A 15,595-nucleotide genomic window follows, 5' to 3' on the forward strand; every position below is an offset into this window, starting at 1 on the left:
CCTGTCATTCCGGGGCGCGCCCCAAAATCCCTTCCTCGATCCCCTTGATCTGGAGCGCGAGATATTTCGAGTTGATCCGGCATTGCGCCAGGCTGCCGGCGATGAACCACAGGCCGGGCTGGCTCGTGCGCGCATACATGTTGCGCAGCTCGAGGCCGTCGCCAAAGCCCCAGATCGGGCCGACGCGATCGGCGACGGCATCGCCGAACAGCTTTCGCACCAGATATTCCTGTGGCTTGTAGCCCGTGGACAGCACGATGAGATCGGCTGCGATATTCGAGCCGTCCTTCATCCGGGCGCCGCCGGCCGTGAAGCTCTCGACGTCTGCAAACTGCATGAGCTTGATCGCGCCCTCGACGATCAGGTTGGAGCATCCGACATTGAAGTAATAGCCGCCGCCGCGGGTGAGGTATTTGAATTGCCAGCCAGTGCCGGCATCGCCGAAGTCGAGCTTGAAGCCGACTTTGCGCAGACCGTCGAGCAGCTCCTTGTCGAGCTCCTTCGACTGCTCCGTCAGCATCACATGCGTCTTCTTCGCCAGCGGCGTCGGCATCGAGGTCGCTATCAGATCATTGTCCTCTAGCGTACCCTCATTGTAGGTCGCATAAGCTAGCTGGGCAGACGGCTCGATATTGGTAACCAGCGTCGGCGAACGCTGCAGCAGCGTCACCTCCGCGCCGCTGGAATGGAGATCCTGCGCGATGTCGTGGCCGCTGTTGCCGGTGCCGACGACGATGGCTCGCTTGCCCGTCCAGTTCTCTCCGTCCTCGTAGCGGCTGGAATGCAGCAATGTGCCCTTGAAATTCTCGAGGGTCGGAATGTCAGGCACGTTGGCGATACCACTGACGCCAGTCGCCATGATCACATGGCGCGGGTGCATGGCGCGCGAACTGCCATCGGCGCGTCGCAGCGTGACGGTCCAGCAGCCTCTGGCCTCGTCATAGGCGCCGCCCTCGAACTCGGTGCCGGTCCAGAAGTTCAGCTCCATCGCGTCGACATAGGCTTCGAACCAGTTGGCGAGCTTGTCCTTGGGGATATAGGTCGGCCAGTTCGGCGGGAACGGCATGTAGGGCAGGTGATTCACCTGCACCTGGTTGTGCAGGGTCAGCGCGTGATAGCGCTTGCGCCAGTTGTCGCCGATCCGGGCCTCGCGATCGACGATCAGCGTGTCGATTTTCAGCTGCTTCAGCCGCGCCGCGATCGCAAGCCCGGCCTGGCCGCCGCCGACCACCAGCACGGCCGGATCGCGATCGGAATACTCGCGCGAGGCGTTGCGTAAATCGAGCCAGTTCGGGCCGCGGAAGTCGCGCGAATAGGCCTGGCCGCGCGGCCGCGACGTGCCAAGCTGTTCCTCGAACCCTTTGAGTGTGTCGAGTGCGGTGAGGAGCGTCCACGCCTTCAGCCGGTCGCCGTCGGCCGCATCGGGCACGAGCCGGACGATGCCGCTGCCGCGGCCAAGCGCGGTCTCGAAATCGAAGATGGCTTCGATGTTACTGGTGCCGGCGCGGATCACCCAGCGCGGCGGCGCGCGATTCGGCGCGACCTTGAAATTGGAAGGCACCACCTTGGGTGCAAGCGCAGCCAGTGCCAGTGCAACTTCGTTCCGGCCACTGATCGTCTGCAAGTTCCAGCTCAGCGCCAGCGCGTCGCGCCAAAAGCTGTCGGCGAGGAAGAGGCGGTCGAGCGCGGCGGGATCAGGCTTGACCAGCGTGCGCTCGAATTCATCGAGCCAGGCTTGCGCCGAGACGGAAATATCCTTCGTCTTGTCCAGCATGCGCGACCTCGTGGCCGTCTTCGCGGCATTTGCTCGGAGGTCAAGCTATACCGGATCAGCCGACGTCAAAAGCGCTTTACCCGAGCAGTGAAAGCATGTGGCCCTGCTCCGGCGGAATGCGCCCCTTCAGCGTATCGAGATAGATCCGCCGCACCGCCTCCGGGCCGCGGCTCTCGACCACGCTCAGGCTTCTCTGCAGCAGCGGCGCAAAGCCGGACCATGCCGCGCCAAAGCGCTGCTCGATGCCGCCGGGGCCCCATTCCTTGGCGCGCTTGCGGATCTGGTCGGGCGCGAAGAACCAGCGCGGTTTTGCGCCGGGCAGGGCGCCTTCGTCGGCGTCGGTCGCGCGATGCGTCAAACCGACGCGCACCGAGCATTTCATCTGCTCGCCGAAGTGCTGGTGCAGTCCGGCGCGCAACGCGCTGTTGCCGGCCATGTCGACGAAGGCGACAGGCGTATCCGTCGGCAGCGACGTCACGCGGTCATAGGTGGCGACCTCGTCGTAGCAGCCGAGCGAGGTCACGAAGCCGGTGTTGCCGGCCGAGGTCAGCCCGATCACCTTGCAGCCGCGGGTATGCAGGAGATGGGCGAGCCCAAACGCGGTCTTGCTCGAGGCGCTCGAGAGCAGCACGGTGCGCGCGCCGAAATCGCCGGTCTCTGCGAGGAAATCGTCGACCAGGAACGACAGCATGAACAGCGGCCGCAGCAGCGCCTGGTAGTCACCCTGCCGGCCGTCATAGGCGGGATCGCCGCTGACGCGCGCATAGGCGTTGTAGACCGGCGCCACGCCCTGCCGGTGCGCGGCACCGTCGCGCAAGCCGCGCTTGCTGACGTCGGTCGCCTCGATCACGAGATGCGTCGCCATCGGGAAATAGCCGAACAGGCGCTCGCCCACGGCCACGCTGGGGTGTTTCGAGGCGATCACCTGGCCAAAGCCCCATACCGGAATGTTGCCAAAACCGTTCGGCGCGGGAAACAGCTGCCAGTATTTCAGCTCGTCGCCGAGCACCGCATAGGTGATGTTGTTAGCCGTAAAAGCGAAGCGGTCGATCTTGACGAGCAGCGCGTCAGGCGGGAGCGAATCCGCGTCGGGAAGCTCGGTCGCAATCACCTTGCACTGCTCGAGATCATCTCGCGCAACGATGAAGTCGGTCGATGTCATGGCTGTGATCCCGGCTCTATTCGCCGGCATCTCATCATTTACCGGCGACCCTTTTGCAACAGCAACATAGTTTTAAACGCTGTTTGCAGCCGTTCGTCACGCACCGGCGCGTGCATGGCCTGCCCAATAGGGCTCCCGCAGCTTGCGCTTGAAGATCTTTCCGGTTGCCTCGCGCGGCAGCTCGTCGCGGAATTCGACGTCCTTGGGCACCTTGAAATTGGCAAGCCGCTCGCGCAGGAACGATCGGACGGCGTCGGCCGAGAGCTCGGCGCCCGATTCTGGCTCGACAAACGCGCACAGCCGCTCGCCAAATTCGGCGTCGGGAATGCCGAACACGGCGCAGTCGCGCACGCCGGGCATTCCGATCAGCGCGTTCTCGATCTCGGCGGGATAAATGTTCACGCCGCCGGAGATCACCATGTCGCGCTTGCGGTCGCACAGGAACAGATAGCCATCCTCGTCGAGGTAACCGACGTCGCCGACGCTGACGAGGCCGTCACGGCCGGCCTCGGCCCTGGCCTGCGGCTTGCCGTGATAGTCGAAATCGGGCACCGCCATCTGGCGCATGTAGATCTCGCCGACCTCGTTGGCGCCACAGAGGCCGCCGTCCTCGCGGAAGATTTTGACGATGCCGCCCTCGATGGCGCGGCCGACCGTGCCGGGCTTCGTCAACGCCTCCTCGGCCGAGTGCCACACCGGGATCCCGGTCTCGGTGGAGCCGAAATATTCGTTGATGACCGGCCCCCACCACTCGATCATGGCGCGCTTGATTTCGGGCGCGCAGGGTGCGGCACCGTGCACGACGAAACGCAGCGACGACAGGTCGTAACGCTGCCTGACGGTCTCGGGCAGGCGCAACAGCCGGACGAACATGGTCGGCACCATGTGGATGTGCGTGACCCGGTGGCGCTCGATCAGCGCGAGCAGCTCCTCGGCGTCGAACCGCGCCTGGAGGACAATGGTGCAACCGTTGCGGAACGCCATCATGCCGTAGGAGTGCGGCGCCGAGTGATACATCGGCCCGTTGATCAGCACGACCTGGTTGTCCCGCGGCTTGATGCCATAGGCGATGGCGCCCACGCGCTCTGAGGCGGCCGCCTGGTCAGGCTGCATCGGCATGCGCCGCACGCCTTTCGGCATGCCCGTGGTTCCGGATGTGTAGATCATCGCTGCTGCGCGCCGCGGCGGCTCCTGTGCTTCGGTCTGGCCGTCGCGCCAGCGGTCCCAATCGGTCAGTCCGGCCGGGACCTCGGTCATCACAGGGGAAACGGCGAAGGTCGCGGCGAGCTCGGGCGGCGTCTCGACGACGAGGAGGCGGACATCCGCCGGCACGCCGTCACGGATCTGCGGCAGCAAATCGGCGTGGCAGACCAGGATCTTCGCGCCGCTGTCGGCGAGGATGTAGCGGACCTCCTCCGCCTTCAGATGCCAGTTGATCGGCACCACCGGATTGCCCAGCGCGGCGGAGGCCGCGACCACCTCGAACAGGGCGAAATCGTTGCGCAGCATCATTGCGACCGGCGCGGCCTCGGCGAGGCCCAAGGCGCGGAAGCCGCTCATTGCCCGCCTGATGCGGACCTGGATATCGTCATGGCCGATCCTGCGTCCGCCGCTGATGATCATGGCGCGTCCTTATTCCGCTCGGGTCTACCGATCATCCAGCACGGCGCCAAATCCGACCCAGCTCTTGCCGTTGAAGCGGCGGAGCTGGAGCTGCTGGAACGGCAGGTAATCGTCGGGGCCGGTCGTGACAGACATGCCAGGCAGCAGCAGCGGCAGTTTCACCTCTTTGAGCGAGGCCGCCTGGCGCATGATGTTGTCGCGGCTGACGTCGTCCTTGCACGCCCTGAGCACCGTCATCAGCAGCGTCGCATAGTGATAGCCGGCCGCGTAGTTGGAGTTGGAGAGGTCCGCGGTCGGCATGTATTGCTTCATGAACGCGAAGTACTCTTTGACGCCGGGATCGTCGGCCCATTGAGGGTCCATCGTGTCCTTCTGGTTGCTCGACGAGATCAGGCCGACCGCATTATCGAGCCCTGCCGGCTCCAGGAACGAGATCGACGAGGCGGAAGTCGGCACGAAGAACAGCTCCGGCTTCCAGCCGATCTCGGCCACGCCCTTGACCATCTGCGAGGTGAACTTGCCGAGCACGACGCCGAACAGCACGTTGGCCCCCGAGGCCTTCAGGGTCGAGAGCTGCGAGTTGATCGTCGGCGCACTGGTCTCGTAGCTCGCTTCCGCGATGATCATGCCGGCCGCCTTGGTGCCGAGCGCGCGCTTGAAGCCCGCGACGTAGTCACGGCCGAAATCGTCGTTCTGCGCTAGGATCGCGATCCTGGCGTCGGGTTTGGTCTGCAGGATGTATTTGGCATAGACCACGCCTTCGGATTCGTAGGCCGCCATGCCCGGCATCGTCCACGGGTTCTTCTGGGGATCGGCCCATTTGGTGGCGCCCGAGAGCACGAACAGCTGCGGTACCTTCTTGGCATTGAGGTAGCGCTGCACGGCGCTATTGGTGGCGGTGCCGAGCGAGCCGAACATGATCAGCACTTCATCCTGCTCCACCAGCTTGCGGGTCTGCTCGACCGTCTTCGGCGGCGAGTAGGCGTCGTCCAGCGTAGTGAACTTGACCTTGCGGCCGTTGATGCCGCCTTCTGCATTGACCTTCTCGAAGAACGCCTCCTGCGTCCGTCCGATCGTGCCGAAGCCGGATGCCGGGCCGCTGTAGGGCAGGGTCTGCCCGATGCGGATCTCGTCGCTGCCTTCGGCGCGGGCGCTGCAGGCGGCGAGTGTCAGCAACGACATGCCGATCAGTGCGGATGCAAGCTTCATGTTGTCCTCCCGATTTCTTGTCAGTCCGAGCCGTCAGGCGCTGGCGCGCATCAGGAAATCCTGTCGCGCCTGGTCGAATTCCCGCTTCATCCGTTCGACGAGTTCGGCGACCGGCGGCGCGTCGGCGATCTGGCCGATGCCCTGGCCTGAGCCCCAGATGTCGCGCCAGGCCTTGGACTTCATGTTGCCGCCGGAGCCGAAGTTCATCTTCGTCTTGTCGGCGACCGGCAGATTATCCGGATCAAGTCCCGCGGCGGCGATGGAAGGGCCGAGATAGTTGCCGTGCACGCCGGTGAAGAGGTTGGTGTAGACGATGTCATGCGCGGCGTGCTGCGTCAGTGCGGACTTGTAGGCTTCGTCCGCGTTGGCTTCCTTCGTCGCGATGAAGCGCGTGCCCACATAAGCAAGGTCGGCACCCAGCGTCAGCGCGGAGGCAATGGCGAAGCCGTCGCTGATGGCACCCGACAGCAGGATCGCGCCGTCGAACCATTGCTTGACCTCGCGCACCAGCGCGAATGGCGACAGCGTGCCGGCATGGCCGCCGGCGCCGGCGCACACCAGGATCAGGCCATCGACGCCCTGTTCGGCGGCCTTGCGCGCGTGCTTGACGTTGATGACATCGTGGAACACGAGGCCGCCATAGGAATGCGCGGCCTCGACGATCTCCGCCGGCGGCCGCAGCGAGGTGATGATGATGGGCGCCCTGTGCTTCACACAGGTCTCCATGTCCTTCATCAGCCGGTCGTTGGAGGCATGGCAGATCTGGTTGACGGCGTAGGGCGCGACCTTCTTGCCCGGATTGCGCGATTTGTATTCGCCGAGTTCGTCCTCGATGCGGCTCAGCCATTCGTCGAGCTTCTCGACCGGACGGGCGTTGAGCGCCGGAAACGAACCGACGACACCGGCCTTGCACTGGGCGATCACCAGCTCCGGTCCGGAGACGAGGAAGAGCGGCGAGCCGACCACGGGCAGCTCGAGCGAATCCTTCAAGAGAGCGGGCAGCGCCATGATGTCCTCCCGGAAGACGCCACCCGCCGACATGCGGAGGACGAGGCGTTTCCCTGTTGATTGTCGCGGGCGGGTTGCCGCCGCTGTTTCGTTTGACGCCACTATAAGGGTTGGAGAGCCGGCTCCTATCGTTCAATATTGAACCGGTGGCTATTCAGATATGAACGGGGCGGTCGATGGACTGGGACCTTTGCAAGACCTTCGTCGCGGTCGCCGATACCGGCAGTTTCACCGCCGCCGCGCGCCGGCTGCACACCAGCCATCCCACCGTCAGCCGCAAGATCGCGGCGCTGGAAGCCCAACTCGGCACCAGACTGGTGGCGCGCGCCGCCGACGGTCTGGTGCTGACAGCGGATGGACGGACACTGCGCGAGCATGCCGAGGCGATGGCCGCGGCGGCGCTGCGGGCGGAGACGGCAGTCTCGGCCGGCGGGCACAAGGCGCGCGGCACCGTCAAGCTGTCGATCGGCGCGACGCTGGCCTCGCATTGGCTGATGCCGCGCCTGCCTGCCTTCCTGCGCGCGCATGATCACATTCAGCTCGAGATCATCACCCATCCGTTTCCGGCCAGCGTGCGCCGGCGCGAAGCGGACGTGGTGCTGCGGCCTTTCGACAGCGGCGAGGAAAACCTCGTCGGCCGCAAGATCGGCCGTCTCGGCACCGGATTCTACGCCTCGCGGGACTATGCCGGCGGGCGGGCCTTGCCGGAACGGCGTGGCGAGTGGAAGGGGCACAGCGTCATCGGTTTCGCCGACCAGACGTCCAATGTGCAGCTTGCGCGCTGGAGCGATGTCGTCTCGCGTCAGGCCAGGGTGGTGATGCGCTGCTCGTCGCAGGGCGACATGCTCGCGGCGGCGCGTGCCGGGATCGGAATCTCCGCGCTGTCGTGCTTCGTCGCCGAAACCTATCCCGATCTCGTTCGCGTCGCGCCGCACAAGCTCGCCAGCGTGGCGGACCTGTGGCTGCTCGCCCATCCCGACCTCGTCGAGCTGCCGGCGGTGCGCGCCGTCGTCGATTTCGTCGCTGAGTGCGCCCGGGCCGATCGCATCAGGTTGCGAGGCTAGGCCGATCCGGCGAGTACGCCCTCGCGCTTTTTCACCGCGCGGTAGTAGCTCCACCACAGATGCGCCGCCGCACCGCGCAGGGGACGCCAGGGTTCGGCGAGCGGCGCCATCTGCTTCTCCGTCGGTCGCGTCTTCAGTCCGAGACCAATCTTGATCCCTTCCTGCACGGCCAAGTCCCCGGCGGGCCAGGCATCGCCATGGCCGAGGCAAAACAGCAGATAGAGGTCGGCGGTCCACGGCCCGATGCCGGGCAGCGAGATCAGTGTGTGATGCGCGGCGTCGGCATCCTCCTCGGCGAGCACCTCGAGGTTCAGCCGCTCCGCGATGATCTCGCGCGCGAGATGTTTCAGCGTCTTGATCTTGGCCGCGGAGAGGCCGAGCCGCCCCAGCCGGTCGGTGCGCGCGCGGCGCACGGCGTCATGGTCGAACGGATCGAAGGCCGTCGACAGCCGTCCCCAGATCGCGGAGGCGCTCGCGGTCGAGAGCTGCTGTCCGCAGACGATGTGGGCAAGCCCGGCAAAACCCGGCTCACGCCGCCGCAATGCCGGCATGCCCGCGATCTCGAGCACGGGCTTGAGGCGCGGATCGCGCTTGATCAGCGTGTGGACGGCCTCTTCGAGGTCCGACTGGGTTTCAAGGTGAATGGTCATGGTGGTTCAACTCGTCATGCGCGGGCTTGACCCCTGCATCCATCTCCTATCGTAACTGAGTCTTGCAGGAAGGATTGCCGGGTCAAGCTGGCAATGACGAGTAACATGAAAGCGATGCCACCCGTTTTCCGATTCGCCCCGAGCCCGAACGGCCTCCTGCATCTCGGCCACGCCTATTCGGCGCTGCTGAACTTTGACCGCGCGTGCGAAACCGGCGGACGGCTGTTGCTGCGGATCGAGGATATCGACGCGACGCGATGCCGGCCGGAATACGAAACTGCAATCTACGAAGACCTCGCCTGGCTCGGGATCGCCTGGGAGACGCCGGTGCGGCGGCAGTCGGAGCATCTCGGCACGTATCGCGCGGCACTGGACGCGCTCTCGGCGCTGGGTCTCGTCTATCCCGCCTTCGAAAGCCGCGCCGAGATCGCAAGGCTCGTCGCGGCGCGCGAGGCGGATGGGCCGTGGCCGCGCGATCCCCACGGTGCGCCGCTCTATCCCGGCGACGCCAAATCGCTGCGCGCCGACGAGCGGGACCGGCTCATCGAGTCCGGCGCGCCTTATGCGCTTCGGCTCGACATGGCGGCCGCCTGCCGCCTCGCCACCAGCCTGAGCTGGAATGAGCTGGGCGAGGGCCCCGACGGCGAGCGCGGCACCGTCCCGGCGCGGCCGGCGGCCTGGGGCGACGTCATCCTGGCCCGCAAGGAGACGCCGACCAGCTACCATCTCTCCGTGGTGGTCGACGACGCGCTCCAGGGCGTCAGCGAGATCGTGCGGGGCCAGGACCTGTTTCACGCCACCTCGGTGCACCGCCTGCTCCAGGTCCTGCTTGCCCTGCCCGACCCCGCCTACCGCCATCACCGGCTGATTCGCGACGAGACGGGGAGGAAGCAGTCGAAATCGGGCCACGCGACCGGTCTGCGCACCTTGCGCGCGGCCGGCGTCACGCCCGCCGGCATCCGCCAGCTGGTGGGATTAGGTTAAGTTTCTCTGGGGGTTAGCCAAACGCCGCCGTGACTCCGGGTGTTCCGCCGTGCCATGCTTGTCCGACAGCCTGGGGTTCGAAGGGGATCAATGGCGGCGAAAACGCGCCCAGCGCGCACCAAGCGGACGCCCAGGCAACCGTCTCGGAAACGGTCCGGGGCAACCGGGCTATTGCGCGAACGCAGCACGAAGGCGGTCGCGCCAGACGTGATCCAGGCTGCGCTCGCCGCCTTTGCCCATGAGGTCCGCACCCCCCTGACCGGCATTCTCGCGATCAGCGACCTGCTCGCGACCTCCGATCTCGGTGAACGGGAACGGCGCTGGGCCGACACGATCAAGGCCGGGGCCGAGCATCTGGCCAGCCTTGCCACCCTGTTCGTCGATGCCGCCAGGACCGGCAAGGGACCCGGTGGAAGCACACTGCGGCAAGATTTGTTCGACCTGCGTGCGCTTGCCCGCAGCGCCGGCGATTCGCTCGCCGGTCGCGCCGCAGCCAAGGGACTTCAGGCCGAGGTCGATATCTCCGTGAAGCTGCCGGGGCTGGTGGTCGGTGACCCCGTCCGGCTGCGCGCTGCGCTCGAGAACCTGATCGACAACGCCGTCAAGTTCACCGAACACGGCCGCGTGGCGCTCGCGGTCGCGCCCTGGCGTTCCACCAAGGGCGATGCAAAGGGCAACGTCAAGGGCAAGGTGAAGGGCAAAGGCAGGGTCGGTGTCGCCTTTGCGGTGTCCGACAGCGGCATCGGCCTGACCATGGCCGAGATCAAGCGGCTGTTCCGCCCGTTTACCCAGGCCAATGTCACCATTGCCTCGCGCTTCGGCGGGGCCGGCCTGGGCCTGTCCTCGGTCAAGCAACTGGCGCGTGCGATGGGCGGCGATATCACCGTCGCCCCGCGGCGCGGCGGCGGCGCCACCTTCACGTTGACGGTGTCGCTGGAGGCGACCGGATCGGGCAAGTCCCGAAAGTCGAAGGGAGAAGCCGAGGCGGACGCAATGGCGGCGCTGCGCGTGCTCAGCGTCGAGGACAATCCGTTCGGCCGCGTCGTGCTGAACACCATTTTGATCGAGCTCGGCCATCATGCCGAGTTCATCGGGCGCGGCGAGGACGCCGTCGGCCGGCTGGCGCTTGGAGCGTTCGACGCCGTGCTGATGGACATGGTGCTGCCGGGTATCGACGGCGTCGAAGCCATCCGGCGGATACGCACCCTGCCGACGCCGCTGGCTCAGATCCCCATCATCGGGGTGTCCGGTCGCGGCGAGGACGAAATCGCCTCGCGCGAGGCCGGTGCCGACGCCTTCCTGGTCAAGCCTGTGTCTCCGCGGGCTCTAGCGACTGCGCTGCTTGAAGCGACACGCCGTGAGGAAGCCGCGACTTGATGATCGCCGCGTTGAGTTCGCCGCCGTAAACGAAGATCGCGGCGATGAAGTACAGGAACACCAGCGCGATGATCACCGAGGCGAGTCCCGCATACATCGTCACGTAATTGTTGGCGAAGCGCGCCAGATATTGCCCGAACACGACGCCCGAGATCAGCGACGCCACGATGGTGAAGACGATGCCGGGCAGTATCTGGAGGAAGGCGCGCCGTCCCGCAGGCAGCCAGGCATGCAGGATGATGAGCGCCACCACCAGCGCGCCCACGGTGATGCCGTAGCGCAGCCAGGTGAGGATGCTCTCGTTGGATTCGACGACCAGCGGAATGTGGCGCCGTGCCGCCTCGATGAAGAGCGGACCGAGCACGATCAGGAACGCCATGGCGAGCGCGGTGAAGGCCGCGACCAGCGTGTAGCCGATCGACTCCAGCCGCAGCCAGTACCAGCGCCGCATCTCCACCACCGCATAGGCGCGGTTGAGCGCGACCCTGAGCGCCTCGACGCCATTGGAGGCGAAATAAACCGATAGCGCCGCGCCGATGGTCAGCACGCCGGTTCGGGTCGTCGTCAGCACGTCGTGGACCTCTCCCGAGATCGAATCGGCGACCTGCTTGGGCCAGACCTGGAGCATCAGGCTGGCGGCCTGGTCGGCGAGTTCCTTGGAGCCGAAGAAGCCGGCGAGCGAGGTCAGCACGATCAGGAACGGGAACAGCGCCATCAGCGTCGACAGCGCGATATGGCTCGCGATCGCCCAGCCGTCGTCGGCCAGGAACGTGTAGAACGCGTCCATCACGACAACGTAGATGTAGCGGATTGCCTTCACGCGCCACCTACACCGCTGTCGCCGCTCCCTCGCCCCGCTTGCGGGGAGAGGCGAAGAAGGCGGGCAATTCGCGCAAATCAGAAATCATCCAGTCAGCTTCTGATATTATTGGCTTAAAAGCCAGATCGGGAACGCCATAGCGGACCGGCGCACACGGTGATATCTACGCTTGGATGGCATCTGTCCTTGGTACTTTCATCCTGCCGGTGGCGGCCGGCGCCGTGGCGTTGGTGCTGCTGCTCGGCCTCGTCAACATGATGCGTGGCGGCTCGCCCAACACGTCGCAGAAGCTGATGCGCTGGCGCGTGCTGCTTCAGTTCGTGGCGATCGTCATTGCCATGATCGCGGTCTGGGCGATGGGGCGTTGAACATGGTTGTGCTGAATCGCATCTATACGAAGACCGGTGACGACGGCACGACAGCGCTCGGAACTGGCGAGCGCCGTCCGAAATACGATCTGCGCATCGAGGCCTACGGCACTGTCGACGAGACCAACGCCGCGATCGGCGTGGTGCGTCTCCACACCCGCGACATGCCCGAGTTCGACGCGATGCTGGGCCGTATCCAGAACGATCTGTTCGACCTGGGTGCCGACCTTGCGGTACCGGAGCGAGAAGGCAAAGCCGAGCGGCTGCGGGTGGTGGCAAGCCAGGTCGAGCGGCTCGAGCGCGACATCGACGCGCTCAACGAAAAGCTTGCGCCGCTGACCTCCTTCGTTCTGCCGGGTGGCACGCCGTCCGCCGCCTACCTCCATGTCGCCCGCACGATTTGCCGCAGGGCGGAACGCACGATGGTCGAACTGGCGGCCCGGCCCGGCGAGCCCGTTGGCGCGGCTGGCATCCAGTATATGAACCGCCTGTCGGACTTCCTGTTCGTGGCGAGCCGGGCCGCCAACCAAAATGGAGCCGGCGACGTGCTCTGGGTTCCGGGCCAGAATCGCTGACCCATTGAGCGGCGCATTTCTGGGGGCCAAAATTAGGCCCCTTCTCGCGTTGACCGGGCCGGATCAGGCCTTTAGGTTCCGCGCCAGTTGATAACCCCCCTCCCAAATTGAGTGAAAGAGGATCGATGAAGGTCTTGGTACCGGTAAAGCGGGTGGTCGATTACAACGTCAAGGTCCGCGTCAAGGGCGATGGATCGGGCGTTGAACTGGCCAACGTCAAAATGTCCATGAACCCGTTCGACGAAATCGCGGTCGAGGAAGCGCTGCGCCTGAAGGAAGGGGGCAAGGCCACCGAGGTCGTCGTAGTTTCCATTGGACCGGCGCAGGCGTCGGAGACGATCCGCACCGGTCTTGCGATGGGTGCCGACCGCGGCATCCTGGTGAAGGCCGACGGCATCGTCGAGCCGCTCGCTGTGGCCAAGATCCTCAAGAAGGTCGCCGAAGAAGAGCAGCCGGGCCTGATCATTCTCGGCAAGCAGGCAATCGACGACGACAGCAATCAGACGGGCCAGATGCTGGCCGCGCTGCTCGGCTGGTCGCAGGCAACCTTCGCCTCGAAGCTCGAGGTCGAAGGAAGCGACTTCAAGGTCACCCGCGAAGTCGATGGCGGCCTGCAGACCGTGAAGCTGAAGGGGCCGGCGATCGTCACCACCGATCTGCGTCTCAACGAGCCGCGCTACGCCTCGCTGCCCAACATCATGAAGGCCAAGAAGAAGCCGATCGCGGACAAGACCGTCGCCGATTATGGCGTCGACGTCGCTGCGCGCCTGGAAGTTCTGAAGACGGCTGAGCCCGCGGGCCGCAAGGCCGGCGTCAAGGTCAAGGACGTCGCCGAGCTGGTGTCGAAGCTCAAGAACGAAGCCGGGGTGCTCTGATGACGACGTTGCTGATTGCCGAACACGAACACGAGGTTCTCAAGGACTCCACCAACAAGGCGCTGACCGCGGCCTCCCAGCTCGGCGGCGACGTCCACGTGCTGGTCGCCGGCGGCGGGCAGGGCACCAAGGCCGCGGCCGATTCTGCTTCCAAGCTCGCCGGCGTTGCCAAGGTGCTGGTCGCCGAGGGCGAGCTCTATGCGCACGATCTCGCCGAGCCGCTGGCTGCGCTGATCGTCTCGCTGGCCCCGTCCTACGACGCGATCGTCGCGCCCGCGACCTCGCGCTTCAAGAACGTGATGCCCCGTGTCGCCGCCCTGCTCGACGTCATGCAGGTCTCGGAGATCACCAAGGTGATCGCGCCCGACACCTATGAGCGTCCGATCTATGCCGGCAACGCCATCCAGACGGTGAAGTCCAGGGACGCCAAGAAGGTCATCACGGTGCGTACCTCGACCTTCGCGGCGGCAGCTGCCGGCGGCAGCGCGCCGGTCGAGAGCGTTCAGGCTGCGGCCGATCCGGGCCTGTCGTCCTTCGTCGGCGAGGAAGTCGCCAAGAGCGATCGTCCCGAGCTGACCTCGGCGAAGATCATCGTCTCCGGCGGCCGCGCCATGCAGAGCCGCGAGAACTTCGCAAAGTACATCGAGCCGCTCGCCGACAAGCTCGGCGCCGGCGTCGGCGCCTCGCGCGCAGCGGTGGATGCCGGCTATGCGCCCAACGACTGGCAGGTCGGCCAGACCGGCAAGGTCGTGGCCCCCGAGCTCTATGTCGCAGTGGGCATTTCCGGCGCGATCCAGCATCTGGCCGGCATGAAGGACTCCAAGGTGATCGTTGCGATCAACAAGGACGAGGACGCGCCGATCTTCCAGGTCGCCGATTATGGCCTGGTCGCCGACCTCTACCAGGCGGTTCCTGAGCTCACCGACGCACTCGCCAAGCTCGGCAAGTAAAAACGCGATAAAAACACCGGCCGGAGTGGTACACTCCGGCCGGTGTTTCTTTTTCGAGGCGTTTTCTTTGGCGCGGGGCACGCCGGGGGAGCGATCCAATCTAGGTTTCGGGCCGAGATTCTGGTTAGATCAAGCTTCTGATTAAATCAGACCTCCCAGCTCGGGGGACAAGGCAGGCGCGACATGCGCGCCGTTCCGGTGGATGACATTATGGCGGCAGTAATCAAGAAGGTCGGCGTGATCGGCGCGGGTCAGATGGGCAATGGCATCGCGCATGTCGCGGCGCTGGCCGGCTTCGACGTGGTGCTCAACGACGTCTCGGCTGACCGCCTCAAGTCGGGCATGGCGACCATCAACGGTAATCTGGCGCGCCAGGTCTCCAAAAAGGCCGTCAGCGAGGACGACAAGGCCAAGGCGATGGCGCGCATCGTGGCCGCCGAAAAGCTGGATGACCTCGCCGACTGCGATCTCGTGATCGAGACCGCGGTCGAGAAGGAAGAGGTCAAGCGCAAGATTTTCCACGAGCTCTGCGCGGTGTTGAAGCCGGAGGCGATTGTCGCCTCGGACACATCGTCGATCTCGATCACGCGGCTCGCCGCCGCCACCGACCGGCCCGAACGCTTCATCGGCATTCACTTCATGAATCCGGTGCCGTTGATGGAGCTGGTGGAGCTGATCCGCGGCATCGCCACCGACGACCAGACCTTCGAGGCATCCAAGGAGTTCGTCGCCAAGCTCGGCAAGCAGGTCGCGGTCTCCGAGGATTTCCCGGCCTTCATCGTCAACCGCATCCTGCTGCCGATGATCAACGAGGCGATTTACACGCTGTACGAAGGCGTCGGCAACGTCGAGGCGATCGATGCGGCGATGAAGCTCGGCGCGCACCATCCGATGGGCCCGCTGGAGCTGGCCGATTTCATCGGCCTCGATACCTGCCTGTCGATCATGCAGGTGCTGCACGAGGGCCTCGCCGACTCCAAGTACCGTCCATGCCCGCTCCTGGTGAAATACGTCGAGGCCGGCTGGCTCGGTCGCAAGACCCAGCGCGGCTTCTACGACTACCGCGGCGCCAAGCCGGTTCCGACGCGATAACGCCGCCATCCGCACTGTGACAATTCATGTCGCGTTAACCGCTCGCCTCTAGGTTACGGCCAGT

At 65.4% G+C, this 15,595-nt stretch carries 15 protein-coding genes; 8 read left to right on the forward strand and 7 right to left on the reverse strand.

Translation table 11 applies throughout. The features are described from left to right. Nucleotides 1-4: 4 nt before the first annotated feature. From JQ572_RS01485 to JQ572_RS01505, 5 genes are all read right to left on the reverse strand, one after another. On the reverse strand, nt 5-1,774 hold the full coding sequence (locus tag JQ572_RS01485; protein WP_211381214.1) for a flavin-containing monooxygenase: 1,770 nt from the start codon (nt 1,772-1,774) through the stop codon (nt 5-7). A 76-nt stretch (nt 1,775-1,850) separates the two neighbouring features. Continuing rightward, the gene (locus JQ572_RS01490; protein WP_211381215.1) at nt 1,851-2,936 is read right to left on the reverse strand and encodes a DUF2855 family protein; all 1,086 of its coding nucleotides are present in this window, start codon (nt 2,934-2,936) and stop codon (nt 1,851-1,853) included. A gap of 96 nt (nt 2,937-3,032) precedes the next feature. Beyond that, nucleotides 3,033-4,559 carry an acyl-CoA synthetase gene (locus tag JQ572_RS01495; RefSeq protein WP_211381216.1) on the reverse strand — a complete coding sequence of 509 codons (1,527 nt, stop codon included), beginning with the start codon at nt 4,557-4,559 and terminating at the stop codon, nt 3,033-3,035. 24 nt (nt 4,560-4,583) lie between these two features. Then, a complete protein-coding gene (locus JQ572_RS01500; RefSeq protein WP_211381217.1) occupies nt 4,584-5,768 on the reverse strand; it encodes an ABC transporter substrate-binding protein in 1,185 nt (394 codons plus the stop codon). Nucleotides 5,769-5,801: 33 nt separating this feature from the next. Then, nucleotides 5,802-6,776 (reverse strand): NAD(P)H-dependent flavin oxidoreductase, encoded by a 975-nt coding sequence (locus JQ572_RS01505; RefSeq protein ID WP_211381218.1) that lies wholly within the window; start codon nt 6,774-6,776, stop codon nt 5,802-5,804. A 176-nt stretch (nt 6,777-6,952) separates the two neighbouring features. Between JQ572_RS01505 and JQ572_RS01510 the strand changes: the two genes are divergently transcribed. After that, the gene (locus JQ572_RS01510) at nt 6,953-7,840 is read left to right on the forward strand and encodes a LysR family transcriptional regulator (protein WP_211381219.1); all 888 of its coding nucleotides are present in this window, start codon (nt 6,953-6,955) and stop codon (nt 7,838-7,840) included. Here the strand turns inward: JQ572_RS01510 and JQ572_RS01515 are convergent. Continuing rightward, complete coding sequence (locus JQ572_RS01515; RefSeq protein WP_211381220.1) at nt 7,837-8,490, reverse strand: DNA-3-methyladenine glycosylase family protein; 654 nt, start codon at nt 8,488-8,490, stop codon at nt 7,837-7,839. The two genes, JQ572_RS01510 and JQ572_RS01515, sit on opposite strands and share 4 nt — an antisense overlap. Before the next feature lie 114 nt (nt 8,491-8,604). Here JQ572_RS01515 and gluQRS point away from each other — a divergent pair, with 114 nt between their 5' ends. Together gluQRS and JQ572_RS01525 are read left to right on the forward strand one after the other, a co-directional pair. Further along, entirely contained in the window at nt 8,605-9,474 is an 870-nt protein-coding gene (gene gluQRS, locus JQ572_RS01520; protein ID WP_211381221.1) for a tRNA glutamyl-Q(34) synthetase GluQRS, read from the forward strand. Between the two features lie 90 nt (nt 9,475-9,564). Continuing rightward, nucleotides 9,565-10,851: an ATP-binding protein gene (locus tag JQ572_RS01525; protein ID WP_211381222.1), complete on the forward strand. Its 1,287-nt coding sequence runs from the start codon at nt 9,565-9,567 to the stop codon at nt 10,849-10,851. Here JQ572_RS01525 and JQ572_RS01530 read toward each other — a convergent pair. After that, on the reverse strand, nt 10,778-11,671 hold the full coding sequence (locus tag JQ572_RS01530; protein ID WP_211381223.1) for a YihY/virulence factor BrkB family protein: 894 nt from the start codon (nt 11,669-11,671) through the stop codon (nt 10,778-10,780). The genes JQ572_RS01525 and JQ572_RS01530 overlap by 74 nt on opposite strands. A gap of 173 nt (nt 11,672-11,844) precedes the next feature. Here JQ572_RS01530 and JQ572_RS01535 point away from each other — a divergent pair, with 173 nt between their 5' ends. From JQ572_RS01535 to JQ572_RS01555, 5 genes are all read left to right on the forward strand, one after another. Beyond that, nucleotides 11,845-12,039 carry a twin transmembrane helix small protein gene (locus tag JQ572_RS01535; protein WP_211381224.1) on the forward strand — a complete coding sequence of 65 codons (195 nt, stop codon included), beginning with the start codon at nt 11,845-11,847 and terminating at the stop codon, nt 12,037-12,039. A 2-nt stretch (nt 12,040-12,041) separates the two neighbouring features. Next, nucleotides 12,042-12,614 carry a cob(I)yrinic acid a,c-diamide adenosyltransferase gene (locus tag JQ572_RS01540; RefSeq protein WP_211382382.1) on the forward strand — a complete coding sequence of 191 codons (573 nt, stop codon included), beginning with the start codon at nt 12,042-12,044 and terminating at the stop codon, nt 12,612-12,614. Between the two features lie 125 nt (nt 12,615-12,739). Then, a complete protein-coding gene (locus JQ572_RS01545; protein WP_211381225.1) occupies nt 12,740-13,489 on the forward strand; it encodes an electron transfer flavoprotein subunit beta/FixA family protein in 750 nt (249 codons plus the stop codon). Continuing rightward, on the forward strand, nt 13,489-14,439 hold the full coding sequence (locus JQ572_RS01550) for an electron transfer flavoprotein subunit alpha/FixB family protein (protein WP_211381226.1): 951 nt from the start codon (nt 13,489-13,491) through the stop codon (nt 14,437-14,439). Before JQ572_RS01545 ends, JQ572_RS01550 begins: the two co-directional genes overlap by 1 nt. 210 nt (nt 14,440-14,649) lie before the next feature. Further along, nucleotides 14,650-15,531 carry a 3-hydroxybutyryl-CoA dehydrogenase gene (locus JQ572_RS01555; protein WP_211381227.1) on the forward strand — a complete coding sequence of 294 codons (882 nt, stop codon included), beginning with the start codon at nt 14,650-14,652 and terminating at the stop codon, nt 15,529-15,531. Nucleotides 15,532-15,595 lie beyond the last annotated feature (64 nt).

Source organism: Bradyrhizobium sp. SZCCT0153 (assembly GCF_018129995.1).
GTDB classification, from domain to species: Bacteria; Pseudomonadota; Alphaproteobacteria; order Rhizobiales; family Xanthobacteraceae; genus Bradyrhizobium; species Bradyrhizobium japonicum_G.